We start from the raw sequence: 12,487 nt of genomic DNA, 5'->3' as shown, positions 1-12,487 counted from the left end.
CTGACCGCTCCACCCGCTCATACGGCACTGCCGCTGTGACTTCATATTCATCGCTTTGTTTCGCATGCCGGCCAATGGCGGCGGCACAGGGAAACAGCTTGCGTTCTTTCGATGGCATTTCGGCCCGGGAAATGTGGAAGAACGATGGAGATGAACACAGCCGCCGCCGCGACCCAAAATGGCTTCTATCATTGCCCAGCCCTTGCCTTTCCAGCCATCGACATCGCTCATCCTCGTTGCCGAGGACGAGCCCGAGATCGCAGACATCCTGTGCGCCTACCTGGCCCGCAGCGACCTGCGCACCGTCCATGCCGCCGATGGCCAGCAGGCCCTTGAACTGCACCACCACTTGAAACCCGATCTCGTTCTTCTCGACGTGCAGATGCCACGCCTCGACGGCTGGCAGGTGCTGTCCGAAATCCGCCGGCGCGGCGACACGCCCGTCATCATGCTCACCGCCCTCAACCAGGACGTGGACAAGCTCATCGGCCTGCGCATTGGCGCGGACGACTACGTGGGCAAGCCCTTCAATGCGGCCGAGGTCGTGGCGCGCGTGCAGGCCGTGCTGCGCCGCTGCGGCCAGGGCCGGCTCCGCGATACCAAGCTGCTGCAGGCCGGCCCCTTTCGCGTGGACCTGGACAGCCGCGAGGTCAGCGTGCAGGTGCAGGGCGCCACGCATGTGCCCGAACTCACCGTGACCGAATTCAACCTGCTGGCCAGCCTGGTGCGTTCGCCCCGGCGCGTGTTCAGCCGCGCCGAGCTGCTGCTCAGTTGCCTGCCCGAAGGCCACACGCTGGAACGCACCGTGGACAGCCACATCAGCAAGCTGCGCAAGAAGCTCGAAGGCCTGGGCCTGCAGGGCATGCCCGACAGCGTGCGCAGCGTGGGCTACCGGCTGGGGATGGACCCATGAGCGCAGTGCCGGGCCTGCGCCGGCAGGTGGTGCTGACCATGTCGGCCGTCACGCTGGCCGTGGTCGTGCTGTGCGTGCTGGGTTCGTACGCCTTCTATGCACTGCTGCTGACCTTTCACCCGGCCAGCGTCTCCGACGGCTGGATGCCCTCCAGCGTGGAGCTGGCCTGGGTGCTGCTGACCCTGGTCATCGCCCTGCTGATCGCCATCTTCGTGGCCACGCGGCTGTCGCGGCGCATCCTGCCCTCGCTGGACTCGGTGGCCATCAGCCTGCGCCAGCTGGCCCAGGGCGACCTCTCGGCGCGCGCGCACACCGACGACAGCGCGCTGCACGAGGCCGCCCAGCTGGTGCACGACTTCAACAGCCTGGCCCAGCGCCTGGAAGGCATGGCGCAGGAGCGCGCCTTCTGGAGCGCGGCCATCGCCCATGAGCTGCGCACGCCCGTGACCATTCTCAGCGGACGGCTGCAAGGCCTGTCCGATGGCGTCTTCCTGCCCAGCAAGGACATGCTGGCCAGCCTGATGACCCAGGTCGAGGGGCTGACCCGCCTGATCGACGATCTGCGCCTGCTGGGCCTGCAGGACAACGGCCACCTGCATCTGGAGCTGCGCCAGACCTGCCTGGCCGGCGAGGTGCGATCGGTGACCCTGGCCGTGGGGCCGGCGCTGGAGCAGGCGGGCCTGCAACTGGCGCTGGAGCTGGACGAGCAGCCCGTGGTCTGCGACCCCGTGCGCATACGCCAGGCCCTGCTGGCCCTGCTGGAGAACGCCATGCTGTATGCGCAGCCCGGCCCCCTGCTGGTGGCCGCGCGCGTGCGCCAGGGCCTGTGCACCGTGCGCGTGGAAGACAGCGGCCCCGGCGTGGCGGCGGACCTTGCGCCGCGCATCTTCGACGCCTTCCAGCGCGGCGAAGGCGCCCGCAGCCGCAAAAACGCCGGCGTGGGGGCCAGCAAGGGCAGCGGACTGGGCCTGGCCGTGGTCCAGGCCATTGCCCAGGCCCATGGCGGGCGGGCGCAATGCCTGCCGGGCGAGCGCGGCGGCGCGCTGTTCGAGCTGAGCTGGCCGGCCTGACCTCGTCAGAGCCGCAGATCAGCCTGCGAAATCATCGGCCCGCACATGGCGTGCGTCCCAGGCGGCGGCCAGCGCAGCCGCCCGGCCCAGGCACACGCGGCCTGATTCGAAGTCCACGATGCCCGCCTCCTGCGCCGCCGCAGGCCGCGCGGGCCGCTCGCGCGTGCGGCCGTCGGTGAGCAGCCACAGCCAGCCCTGGCAGGAGGCCTCTGCGCCGCAATGGCGCTGCAGCAACTGGCCCGCATGCTCCACGGCCGCCTGCAGCGGCGTGCCGCCGCCCCCGCCGATGGGCGCGATCCAGTCGTCATTCCAGGCCGCAGCCTTGCGCGGCGGCAGGCGCAATTCCACGCGCGTGCCCGCAAAGCAGATCAGCGCCACCTGCTCGCGGCGGCGGTAGGCCTCTTCCATCAGCGACAGCAGCACGCCCTTGGCCCGCGCCAGTGCGCCGCTGGCGGCCATGGAGGCCGAGCAATCGAGCACAAAGCAATGCAGCCGCGTGGCCTGGGGCGGCTCGCGGCGGCGCTGCAGATGTTCGGGCGCCAGCGCCTGGGCGCCGCGCGCGGCCAGCGTGCGCGGCCAGTCCCAGCTGCCGGTGGGCGGCCCGCCTTGCGCCTGGGCCAGCCGGGGCTGGCTGGCCGCCTGCTGGCCCGCCCTCGCATCCCTTGCCTGTGGCGCGGGGCCGCGAGGGCTCAGGCTTTTTTTGCGGCGGGCGCTCCGGGCTTTGCGGCCTCGCGGGCCAGCAACGAAGGCACGGCGACACGCAGCAGGCCCACGGGCTCGGGCGGCATGGCGCCCCAGTCGGCCTCGGAGGGTTGGCTGCCGCTTTCGCCGTTGGCCGTGGCCTGGGCAGGCGGCCGGCTTTGTGCCGGCGACTGCGAAGGCGGATTCGATGGCGCCTGCTGTGGGGATGGCTGCGGCTGCGGCGCCCCCGGCTTGCGGCGGTGCACCAGCACCAGCTCGGCCACGGCCTGCACATGGTCGGGCGTGACCTCGGCATCGCCCAGCCAGGCGGCCCAGGCGCGTGCGGCACGCAGCAGCACCAGGTCGGCGCGCAGGCCGTCCACCTGGGCGGCAATGCACAGCGCGCCTGCGGCCTGCAGCACCGCGTCGGACCAGGGCAGCGCGCCGGCCGGCTGCAGGCGCTCGCGTGCCGTGCGCAGCTGGGCAGCCAGCGCGGCCTGGGCGTCTGCATGGCGGGCGCGGAAGGCGGCCGGGTCGGCATCGAACAGCAGCCGCGCGCGCACGATGGCCTGGCGCTGGGCCGCATCCTGCACATTGGCCAGGCGCACGCACAGGCCCAGGCGGTCCAGCAGCTGCGGGCGCAGCTGGCCTTCCTCGGGGTTCATGGTGCCCACCAGCACGAAGCGCGCCGCGTGGCGGTGCGAGATGCCGTCGCGCTCGACCACGTTGACGCCGCTGGCGGCCGCATCCAGCAGCACATCGACCAGAGCATCGGGCAGCAGGTTGATCTCGTCCACATAGAGCACGCCGCCATGGGCGCGCGCCAGCAGGCCGGGCGCGAATTTGAGCGCATGGCCGGCCATGGCCTGGCCCAGGTCCAGCGAGCCGGCCAGATGCTCCAGCGAGGCGCCCAGCGGCAGCGTGACGAAGGGCGCGGCATCGATGAGCTCGGCCAGCGCGCGCGCGGCCGTGGACTTGGCCGTGCCGCGCGGCCCCTCGATCAGCACGCCGCCCAGTTGCGGGTCGATGGCGGCCAGCAGCAGCGCCTGGCACAGCAGGGGCTGGCCGGCAATGGCGGCAAAGGGAAACAGCGGCGGCAGCGCGGGCTGGGCGCCGCTGCCCAGGTCAGGAGATGCGGTCATGCGCGCAATCCTTCGAGGTGGTTTTCATGTTCCAGCAGCAGGTCTTCCAGCTGCTGGCGATAGTCGCCGGGCTGCTCCCACAGGCCGCGCTGCATGGCTTCGAGCAGGCGCTCCAGCATGTCGCGCAGGGCCTGCGGATTGTGCTGCACGAGAAAGTCGCGCGTGGCCGCATCCAGCACATAGGCATCGGCCACCAGGGCGTACTGGTGGTCGCCCACCTGCTGCGTGGTGGCGTCGAAGCCGAAGAGATAGTCCACCGTGGCCGCCATCTCGAAGGCCCCCTTGTAGCCGTGGCGCTTGGCGCCGTCCATCCACTTGGGATTGGTGACGCGCGAGCGCACCACGCGCGCAATCTCCTCCTTGAGCGAGCGCACGCGCGGCTGGGCCGGGTTGGCATGGTCGCCGTGGTAGAGCGCGGGCTGGCGGCCCGAGAGGTGGCGCACGGCCGAGGCCATGCCGCCCTGGAACTGGAAGTAGTCGCCCGAGTCGAGGATGTCGTGCTCGCGGCTGTCCTGGTTGTGGGCCACCACGTCGAGCTCGCCCAGGCGGCGGCGCAGCGCATCGCCTGCGGGCACGCCCTCGGCGTCCTGGCCGTAGGCATGCTGGCTCCAGCCCAGGTAGGCCTGGGCCAGGTCGGCATCGCCCTGCCAGTCGCCGCTCTGGAACAGTCCGCCCAGGCCCGAGCCGTAGTGGCCGGGCGGCGCGCCGAACACGCGCCAGCCGGCCTGCAGGCGGGCCTGCACGGCGTCCATGCCCTGCGCCTGCAGCTGCTCGGCCTCGGCCAGGATGCGCGCGCGTATGGGGTTGTCCTCGGCGTCTTCGTCCAGCGCGGCCACGGCCTGCACGGCCGCGTCGAACATCTGCACGGCGCCCGGGAAGGCATCGCGGAAAAAGCCCGAGATGCGCAGCGTCACATCCACGCGCGGCCGGCCCATGCCCACGCGCGGCACCACCTCGAAGTCCACCACGCGCTGGCTGCCGGGCGCCCATTTGGGTCGCACCCCGATCAGCGCAAAGGCCTGGGCGATGTCGTCGCCGCCCGTGCGCATGGTGGCCGTGCCCCAGACCGACAGGCCCAGGGTGCGCGGGTACTCGCCATGCTCCTGCAGATAGCGCTCCAGCAGCCTGAGCGTGGCCTGCTGGCCCAGCTCCCAGGCGGCCTGGGTGGGAATGGCGCGCGTGTCCAGCGTGTAGAAATTGCGCCCCGTGGGCAGCACGTCGGGCCGCCCGCGCGAGGGCGATCCGCTGGGCCCGGGCGGCACGAAGCGGCCCTGCAGCCCGCGCAGCAGCTGGCGCAGTTCCTCGCCGCCGCAGGCGTCCAGCGCGGGAGCCAGTACGGCATGCACCTGTTGCAGCGCAGCGCGCGTCTGCGGCCAGTCACCGGCCGGGGCCTCACCTTCCAGCAACTGCTGGGCCAGCAGCTCCAGGCGCTCGCGCGTGTCGCCTTCATGGCGCCAGGGCTCGTCGCTCACGGCCTGCAGTGCGGCGGGGCGCGCGCCGGTCCAGGGGCGTGCAGGCTCCATGCGCAGCGGGTCGAACCCGGGGCTGTCCAGCAGGTCGGCGGCCAGCGCCTGTATCAGGCCCTGGCCTTCGTCCGACGGGAAGCGCGCCAGCGCCAGCAGCGTGTCGCGGCGCTGGCGCCCTTGCGGCGATGCGCCGAAGACATGCAGGCCGTCGCGGATCTGGGTTTCCTTGAGCTCGCACAGGTAGGCGTCTATGCGTTCGAGCACGGCATCGTCGTCCTGCGCGGCACCGGGCGCCAGGTCCAGCTCCTGGTCCAGGTGCTGGCGGCGCACGATGTCCAGGATCTGGCGGCGCAGCAGCGCGCCGCGCCGCGCATCGACCAGCAGGGCGTCGTAGTACTCGTCCACCAGGCGCTCCAGGTCCTGCAGCGGGCCGTGGTTTTCGGCGCGCGTCAGCGGCGGCATCAGGTGGTCGATGATCACGGCCTGGCTGCGGCGCTTGGCCTGGGCGCCTTCGCCGGGATCGTTGACGATGAAGGGGTACAGGTGCGGCAGCGGGCCGAGGATGGCATCGGGCCAGCACGCGCCCGACAGCGCCAGGCTCTTGCCCGGCAGCCATTCGAGGTTGCCATGCTTGCCCACGTGGACCATGGCGTCCACGGCAAAGCGGTCGCGCAGCCAGAAGTAGAAGGCCAGGTAGCTGTGGGGCGGCACCAGTTCGGCATCGTGGTAGCTCGCATAGTCCTGCGCGCCCATGCCTTTACCGACCAATGCACGCGCCGGCTGTATGCCGACAAAGACATGGCCCAGGCGCAGGCCCGCGATCATGAAGCGGCCCTGGCGCAGCAGCGGGTCGGCCTCGGGCGCGCCCCAGCGCGCCGTGATGGCGTCGGCCATGCCGTCCGGCAGCGCGGCCAGGCGCGCCAGGTACTCGTCCAGCGCATAGCTTTGCCAGGCCGGGCGCAGCGGCCACTGGGCCGGGTCGTTGGCAATGCCCTGCTGCAGGGTGTGCATCAGCGCCTCGCCATCGGCGGGCAGCTGCGCGGGGTCGCCCAGCTCGTGTCCTTCGGCAGCCAGGTGCTGCAGGATGGCGATCACCGAGGCTGGCGTATCCAGCCCCACGCCGCTGCCGATGCGGCCTTCGCTGCCCGGATAGTTGGCCAGCACCAGGGCCAGGCGCTTGTCGCGCGCGGGCAGGCTGCGCAGGCGGCACCAGCGCCAGGCCAGGTCGGCCACGAAGTCCACGCGGTCGGGCTCGGGCTGGTAGGCCACCACGTCGGCCTGGGTGAAGGCGCAGCGGTGGGACAGGCCCTTGAAGCTGATGGCGCGCGTGATGATGCGGCCATCCATCTCGGGCAGCACCACCTGCATGGCGATGTCGCGCGGGCGCAGGCCCTGGCTGTCGGCCCACCAGTCCTCGCGGTTGCCGCCGCTGGCAATGACTTGCAGCACGGGCGCATCGCCGGCCAGGGCCGTGCCCGATTCCAGCGCCGAGAACGCCGTGGTGTTGAGCACCAGCTGCACGGCATGGTCTTCGCAGAGCTGGCGCAGCGTGGCCAGGCACAGCGGGTCCTTGAGCGAGTCCAGCGCCACGGGCAGCGGGTTCATGCCGCGCTGCTGCAGCGACAGGGCCATGGCGTCGAAGGCCGCCGTATTGCCCGCCAGCAGGTGGGAGCGGTAGAACACCAGGGCCACGGTGGGCGCGCCCGGCGTCCAGGCGCGCTGCAGGTCGTCGATGCCGGCCACGTCATGGGCCTGGACCTGGGCATGGCTCCGGGCAGCGAAGAGCGCCGGGGGAACGTGGACAGCCGCCTGCGGCAGGGTGCGCGGCGGCAGCGGCGCATCGCCCCGGTCCAGCCCGTGGTAGACGGTGGCCTTGATGAATTCGCGCGCATTGGCCGCGCCGCCCGAGCGCAGGTACTGCCACAGCTGGCGGCAGGCGGCGGCCGGCAGCGTGCTGCGCGCCAGCAGGTGCGGGTCTTCCTGCAGGTCACCCGAGAACATGGCCAGGCGCTGCCCCTTGCGGCGCGCCAGCGAGCCGATCTGCTCGATGCCGTAGGGCCAGGCCGATTCCGAGCCCAGGTGGTCCACGATGACCACGCGGGCATGGCGCAGCACCTCGTCCACATACAGGTCCAGCGAGGCCGGCTGGCGCAGGTACAGCAGATTGGCCAGCCGCACCGAGGGAAAGTCCGCCGACGCCCCGGCCAGCGCGGCCACGGCCGAGGACAGCAGGGCCAGCGTGGTGTCGGCCGAGCTCAGGATGACGATGTCGGCCGGCGTCTGGTCGAGGCGGGTGACGATGCTCTCATCCTCGACAAAGCCGCCGGGGCGCGTGGACAGCAGGTGCATGGAACAGGTTTCAGTACGGAATCGGAAGGTCAGGCGGCCACATTCTCCAGGCCCTTGCGCAGCGCTGCTTCGTCAAGGTCTTGCCCGATGAACACCAGGCGCGTGCCGCGTGCCTCGCCCTCGCGCCAGGCGCGGTCGAAATGGTGGTCGAAGCGGCGGCCCACGCCCTGCAGCAGCCAGCGCATGGGCTTGCCCGGGATCTCGGCAAAGCCCTTGACGCGCAGGATGCTGTGCTGCTCCACCAGCGTCTCCAGCGCGGCCAGCAGGCGGTCGCGGTCCACGGCGGGCAGGTCGATCACGTAGGAGTCGAAGTCGTCGTGGTCATGGTCTTCGTCGTGGTCATGGTGGCTCACGCGCTGGTCGATGGTGGTCTCGGCCGCCTTGGCCAGGCCCAGCACCACGTCCAGCGGCAGGCGGCCCTGGGACGATTGCACGATCTTGACCTCGGGCGGCAGTTCCTCGCGCACCAGGGCGGTCACGCGCGCCAGGGCCTCGGCATCGGCCAGGTCGGTCTTGTTGAGCACCACCAGGTCGGCCGCGCCCAGCTGGTCCTCGAAGAGTTCGTGCAGCGGCGACTCGTGGTCCAGGTTGGGGTCGGCGCGGCGCAGCTCGTCCACGGCCTGGGGATTGGCGGCGAACTGGCCGCTGGCGGCCGCTGGCGTGTCCACCACGGTGACCACCGCGTCCACAGTGAACACGTTGGCGATCTCGGGCCACTGGAAGGCCTGGACCAGGGGCTTGGGCAGGGCCAGGCCCGAGGTCTCGATGATCACGGCGTCGATCTGGTCTCGGCGCTCGGCCAGCGCGCGCATCACGGGGAAGAACTCTTCCTGCACCGTGCAGCACATGCAGCCGTTGGCCAGCTCGTACAGCGCGCCTTCGCGCTCGTTGCCCTCGTCGTCGCAGCCGATGCCGCAGCCCTTGAGGATCTCGCCGTCGATGCCCAGCTCGCCGAACTCGTTGACGATGACGGCAATGCGCCGGCCATCGGCGTTGTCCAGGATGTGGCGCAGCAGCGTGGTCTTGCCGCTGCCCAGGAAGCCGGTGACGATGGTGGCGGGAATCTTGGCGGTTTGCATGGAAGGTTCTCCAGAAAAAAGGGGAAGTCAGACGGTGGCGAAAGGCACGGCGCTGCGCAATGAAGGGAGAACCTCCTGCGCAAACAGTTCCATGCCGGCGAGGGCCTGGGCATCGCTCCACAGGCCGTTGGCGTTGAAGACGCAGCGCAGCTGGCCCATGCCCGTGCGCTCGCGCAAGGCGGTGATCTGCGCATGGCACTGTTCGGGCGTGCCATGGATGAATTGCTCGGCCAGCACGCGCGGCACATCGATGGGCAGCACCTGGTCGGCCGGCACGCCGCGCTTGCCCGCAAAGTACACGCGGCGCTGGTACAGCTGCGGCCACAGCGTGGCCAGCTGGGCCTGCACGGCGGCCTCATCGGCACCGATGCAGACATAGCGCGCCAGCGATGAACGCGCACGCAGCGCGGAGGCATCGCGCACGCGCTCCCGGGCAGCGGCCTCCAGGCGCTCCAGCTGCGTGCCTTCGGGCGGCTCCAGGCTCAGCAGCAGGGGCAGATTCTGATCGACGGCAAAGCCCAGGGTCTCTGCCGTGGAGCCGGCCACATACAAGGGAGGATGCGGACGCTGCACGGTCGAAGGCAGGGCGGGCCGGTCCTCGAAGCTCCACGGCCCCTGCCCCGCTACGATGGGCCTGCCGGACAGCGCCTCCACCAGGATGCGGCAGGACTGCTCGAAGCGTTCGCGCGTGCTGTCCGCATCGATCTGCAGGGCGCGCAGCGCGGCCGGCTCCGTGCCCCTGCCCACACCCACGTCGATGCGGCCGGCGCTTTGCAGGTCCAGCTGGGCAATCTCCTCGGCCAGCATCAGCGGATGGTGCAGCGGCAGCACCAGCACCGAGGTGCCCACGCGCAGCCGCTCGGTGCGCGCCAGCACGGCGGCGGCCAGCAGCAGGGGCGAGGGATAGGGCCAGGCGGTATCGGGCACGCGGAATTCGTTGAACCACACGCCCTGGAAACCCAGGCGCTCGGCGCGCTCGAACAGTGCCAGGAATTCACGGTGCCCGCCGCGCGTGGCGTCGCGCGTCCAGCCGGCCAGATCGATGCGCATGGGGTCAGTTCTCCTGTTTCAGCCGCGCGCGCAGCAAGGTTTGCGGGGGTGCGTCGATGCGCTCGAAATCCACGCCGAACACGGCATCCAGCCCCGGCGCATGCAGCAGCTCGGCAGGGGCCCCATCGAGCGCAATGCGCCCCTGGTCCAGCACGATGACGCGCCCGAAGTGCGCCAGCGCCAGGTCCAGGTCATGCATGACCACCAGCACCAGCCGCTCGCGCCCGCGCTGCGCCAGCGCCTGCACCAGGGCCAGGCGGTGGCGCACGTCCAGCGCGGCGCCGGGCTCGTCGGCCAGCAGCACGGGCGGGTCGGTGGCCAGCACGGTGGCCAGCAGGGCACGCGCCTGCTCGCCGCCCGACAGCGTGGACCAGCGCCTGCGCGCGAAATCCTGCAGCCCGGCGCCGGCAACGGCCGCCTCGACACCACCCCGGCCCGCCAGCCGCATGTGCATGAGCTCGGCCAGCGTCAGGTCCCAGTGCGGCGCAAAGCGCTGCGGCATGTAGCCCACGCGGCGTGCGCGCTCGGCCACGGGCAGGGTTGCGATGTCTTGCCCGTCCAGCAGCACGCTGCCGGATGCAGGCGCCTGCAGCCCCGCCAGCAGGGACAGCAGGCTGGACTTGCCTGCGCCATTGGGTCCGACCAGGGCCACGGCGCCGCGCGGGGGCAGCTGCACAGAGACCGCATCGAGCACGCTGCGGCCACGATGGCGCAGCGTGAGGGACCGGGCCTGCAGGCGTGGCACGGCGTCGTCCATGGCTTGATCGTTCATGCGGACCTCAGCCTGCGCGCCAGCAGCACGATGAAGAAGGGCCCGCCGGCCACGGCCGTGACCAGGCCCAGCGGGATTTCGGCCGGCGGCAGCACGCTGCGCGCAATCGCATCGGCCAGCGTGACGATGATGGCGCCCGTGAGCGCCGACGCCGGCAGGGCCGCGCGGTGCAGCGGTCCCGCCATCCAGCGCGCGATGTGCGGCGCAGCCAGGCCCACGAAGGCCACCAGCCCGCCATAGGCCACGGCCACGGCCACCACCAGCGAGCCGGCCAGCACGGCCAGCGGCGTGAAGCGCGCCACGTCCAGGCCGAAGCCCTGGGCCGCATCGGCACCCAGGCCCAGCAGGTCCAGCCCGCGCGCCAGCGCCATGGCCCCGGCCAGGCAGGCCAGGGAGGCGCCGGCCAGCAGGCCCAGGCCGCTCCAGGACGGCGTCTGTATGCCGCCCAGCACCCAGCTGAGCACCACCTGCAGGCTCACCGTCTCATCGGACAGCGCCAGCATCAGGAACGAGCGCAGCGCGCCCAGCACGGCCGCCAGCGCCACGCCGGCCAGCAGCATGCCGGCCGCATCGGTGGCACCGGCTACGCGCGAGACGGCCAGCACCAGCACGGTCGAACCCCAGGCGCCCGCAAAGGCCAGCACGGGCAGCGTCCAGGCCTGGGGCAGGCCGAACAATAGATGCATGGGAACCAGCAGGGCGACAGTCGCCCCCAGCGCCGCGCCGCCCGAGGCGCCCAGCAGATAGGGCTCGGCCAGCGGATTGCGGAATACGCCCTGGAAGATGGCGCCCGACAGGCCCAGCAGCGCGCCCACCAGGGCGGCTGCCAGCACGCGCGGCACGCGCCACTGCAGCAGCAGCCGGCTGCGCAGGCTGTCTTCGCCGCCCAGCGCGGCCAGCAGGTCGGCCGGGCTGGCCCACTGGTGGCCCGCGCAGGCGGCAATCAGCAGGCTGGCCAGCAGCAGCAGGACCGCACCGGCCCAGGGGCGCCACGCAGGTGGATGTGAAAGGGAATTCATGCGGCCTCCCCGGCCCAGGCCGCAGGGTGCAGCCAGCGCGAGAGTTTTTCCACGCCGCCAAAGGTGCGCGGCCCGGGAATCAGGAACTCGGCACGCGCCACCGTGGTGGCCCGGCCCGCGCGCACGGCACGCAGGTCGCGCCAGCCGCGCTGGCCGATCAGGTCCTGCATGGCCTCCTGCGTGCCCGCGAACAGCAGCACATCGGGGTCGGCGGCCAGCACGGCCTCGGGCGAGACCTGGGGCACCGTGCCCAGGCCGTCCAGCGCGAACGAAGCGCCCGCGCGCACCATGGCCTCGCCGGTATAGGTGCCCGGCCGGGCCGCCAGCAGCATGCCGTTGCCCAGCCGGCCCGTGACCATGAGGGCGCGCGGCCGGGGCTGGCCGGCCACCTGCCGGTCCACGCGCAGCAGCCGCGCCTCCTGCGCCAGGGCCAGCGCCTGGCCGCGCGCCTGCACGCCCGTGGCGCGGGCCACCAGGCGCAGGTTGTCCATCACCTCGGCCAGCGAGCGGCTGAGCAGCACCATCACCGGCACGCCGATGCGCTCCATGGGATCGACCAGCTGATGCGCCGCCTGGCGCGCGGGCGTGACGATGACCAGGTCCGGCTGGCGCGCCACCACGGCGTCCACCGAGAACCCCAGCCGCCCGCCCACCTTGGGAATGCGCTCCACGCCCGGTGGAAAGCGCGTGAAATCCTCCACGCCCACCACGCGGTCCAGCAGGCCCAGCGCGGCCACCAGTTCGGTGTTGGAGGCAAAGATGGAGACGATGCGCTGCGGCGGCGCGGCAATCTCCACGCGCCGGCCGAGCGCATCCTGCAGCACCACCGGACCGCCTGCAGCGACGGTGTCGGCCCAGGCCGCGGGCAGGCCGCAGCCCAGGGCCGCCGCCGCGCCCTGGCGCAGCAACTGGCGGCGCGTGGTGCTGGATTGCCTCATGCCGTGGT

General features: G+C 71.9%; 10 protein-coding genes. 2 read left to right on the top strand and 8 right to left on the bottom strand.

Annotated elements, in window-relative coordinates; all coding sequences use genetic code 11:
* The first annotated feature begins 178 nt into the window (after positions 1 to 178).
* Together AC5I49_RS12545 and AC5I49_RS12540 are read left to right on the top strand one after the other, a co-directional pair.
* On the top strand, positions 179 to 913 hold the full coding sequence (locus tag AC5I49_RS12545; RefSeq protein WP_016448779.1) for a response regulator: 735 nt from the start codon (positions 179 to 181) through the stop codon (positions 911 to 913).
* Positions 910 to 1,983, top strand: coding sequence for an ATP-binding protein (locus AC5I49_RS12540; protein WP_016448780.1), 1,074 nt, complete (start codon positions 910 to 912; stop codon positions 1,981 to 1,983). Before AC5I49_RS12545 ends, AC5I49_RS12540 begins: the two co-directional genes overlap by 4 nt.
* Positions 1,984 to 2,001: 18 nt before the next feature.
* Here AC5I49_RS12540 and AC5I49_RS12535 read toward each other — a convergent pair whose 3' ends face one another.
* The 8 genes from AC5I49_RS12535 to AC5I49_RS12500 form a co-directional block, all read right to left on the bottom strand.
* A complete protein-coding gene (locus AC5I49_RS12535) occupies positions 2,002 to 2,463 on the bottom strand; it encodes a vWA domain-containing protein (protein ID WP_495789449.1) in 462 nt (153 codons plus the stop codon).
* Between the two features lie 209 nt (positions 2,464 to 2,672).
* Positions 2,673 to 3,806: a magnesium chelatase ATPase subunit I gene (locus AC5I49_RS12530; RefSeq protein WP_495789448.1), complete on the bottom strand. Its 1,134-nt coding sequence runs from the start codon at positions 3,804 to 3,806 to the stop codon at positions 2,673 to 2,675.
* A complete protein-coding gene (cobN, locus tag AC5I49_RS12525; protein WP_495789447.1) occupies positions 3,803 to 7,621 on the bottom strand; it encodes a cobaltochelatase subunit CobN in 3,819 nt (1,272 codons plus the stop codon). Before cobN ends, AC5I49_RS12530 begins: the two co-directional genes overlap by 4 nt.
* A 29-nt stretch (positions 7,622 to 7,650) precedes the next feature.
* Positions 7,651 to 8,700, bottom strand: a complete 1,050-nt coding sequence (gene cobW, locus AC5I49_RS12520) for a cobalamin biosynthesis protein CobW (protein WP_017407718.1) — start codon at positions 8,698 to 8,700, stop codon at positions 7,651 to 7,653.
* A 27-nt stretch (positions 8,701 to 8,727) separates the two neighbouring features.
* Positions 8,728 to 9,750, bottom strand: coding sequence for an LLM class flavin-dependent oxidoreductase (locus tag AC5I49_RS12515; protein WP_495789446.1), 1,023 nt, complete (start codon positions 9,748 to 9,750; stop codon positions 8,728 to 8,730).
* A gap of 4 nt (positions 9,751 to 9,754) precedes the next feature.
* On the bottom strand, positions 9,755 to 10,522 hold the full coding sequence (locus AC5I49_RS12510; RefSeq protein ID WP_074923768.1) for an ABC transporter ATP-binding protein: 768 nt from the start codon (positions 10,520 to 10,522) through the stop codon (positions 9,755 to 9,757).
* Complete coding sequence (locus tag AC5I49_RS12505; protein ID WP_012207547.1) at positions 10,519 to 11,541, bottom strand: FecCD family ABC transporter permease; 1,023 nt, start codon at positions 11,539 to 11,541, stop codon at positions 10,519 to 10,521. Before AC5I49_RS12505 ends, AC5I49_RS12510 begins: the two co-directional genes overlap by 4 nt.
* Positions 11,538 to 12,479 carry an ABC transporter substrate-binding protein gene (locus AC5I49_RS12500; protein ID WP_461608491.1) on the bottom strand — a complete coding sequence of 314 codons (942 nt, stop codon included), beginning with the start codon at positions 12,477 to 12,479 and terminating at the stop codon, positions 11,538 to 11,540. Before AC5I49_RS12500 ends, AC5I49_RS12505 begins: the two co-directional genes overlap by 4 nt.
* Positions 12,480 to 12,487: the final 8 nt, after the last annotated feature.

It is taken from the genome of Delftia sp. (assembly GCF_059499305.1).
The sequence above is the reverse complement of the archived record's forward strand: the minus strand, read 5'-3'. Positions and strand labels throughout refer to the sequence as shown.

What these genes read in the sequence shown, in the direction of transcription:
- AC5I49_RS12515 (WP_495789446.1), bottom strand. Translation starts at nt 9,750, where the DNA reads ATGCGCATCGATCTGGCCGGCTGGACGCGCGACGCCACGCGCGGCGGG.
- AC5I49_RS12505 (WP_012207547.1), bottom strand. Translation starts at nt 11,541, where the DNA reads ATGAATTCCCTTTCACATCCACCTGCGTGGCGCCCCTGGGCCGGTGCG.
- cobW (WP_017407718.1), bottom strand. Translation starts at nt 8,700, where the DNA reads ATGCAAACCGCCAAGATTCCCGCCACCATCGTCACCGGCTTCCTGGGC.
- AC5I49_RS12500 (WP_461608491.1), bottom strand. Translation starts at nt 12,479, where the DNA reads ATGAGGCAATCCAGCACCACGCGCCGCCAGTTGCTGCGCCAGGGCGCG.
- AC5I49_RS12510 (WP_074923768.1), bottom strand. Translation starts at nt 10,522, where the DNA reads ATGAACGATCAAGCCATGGACGACGCCGTGCCACGCCTGCAGGCCCGG.
- cobN (WP_495789447.1), bottom strand. Translation starts at nt 7,621, where the DNA reads ATGCACCTGCTGTCCACGCGCCCCGGCGGCTTTGTCGAGGATGAGAGC.
- AC5I49_RS12545 (WP_016448779.1), top strand. Translation starts at nt 179, where the DNA reads ATGGCTTCTATCATTGCCCAGCCCTTGCCTTTCCAGCCATCGACATCG.
- AC5I49_RS12530 (WP_495789448.1), bottom strand. Translation starts at nt 3,806, where the DNA reads ATGACCGCATCTCCTGACCTGGGCAGCGGCGCCCAGCCCGCGCTGCCG.
- AC5I49_RS12540 (WP_016448780.1), top strand. Translation starts at nt 910, where the DNA reads ATGAGCGCAGTGCCGGGCCTGCGCCGGCAGGTGGTGCTGACCATGTCG.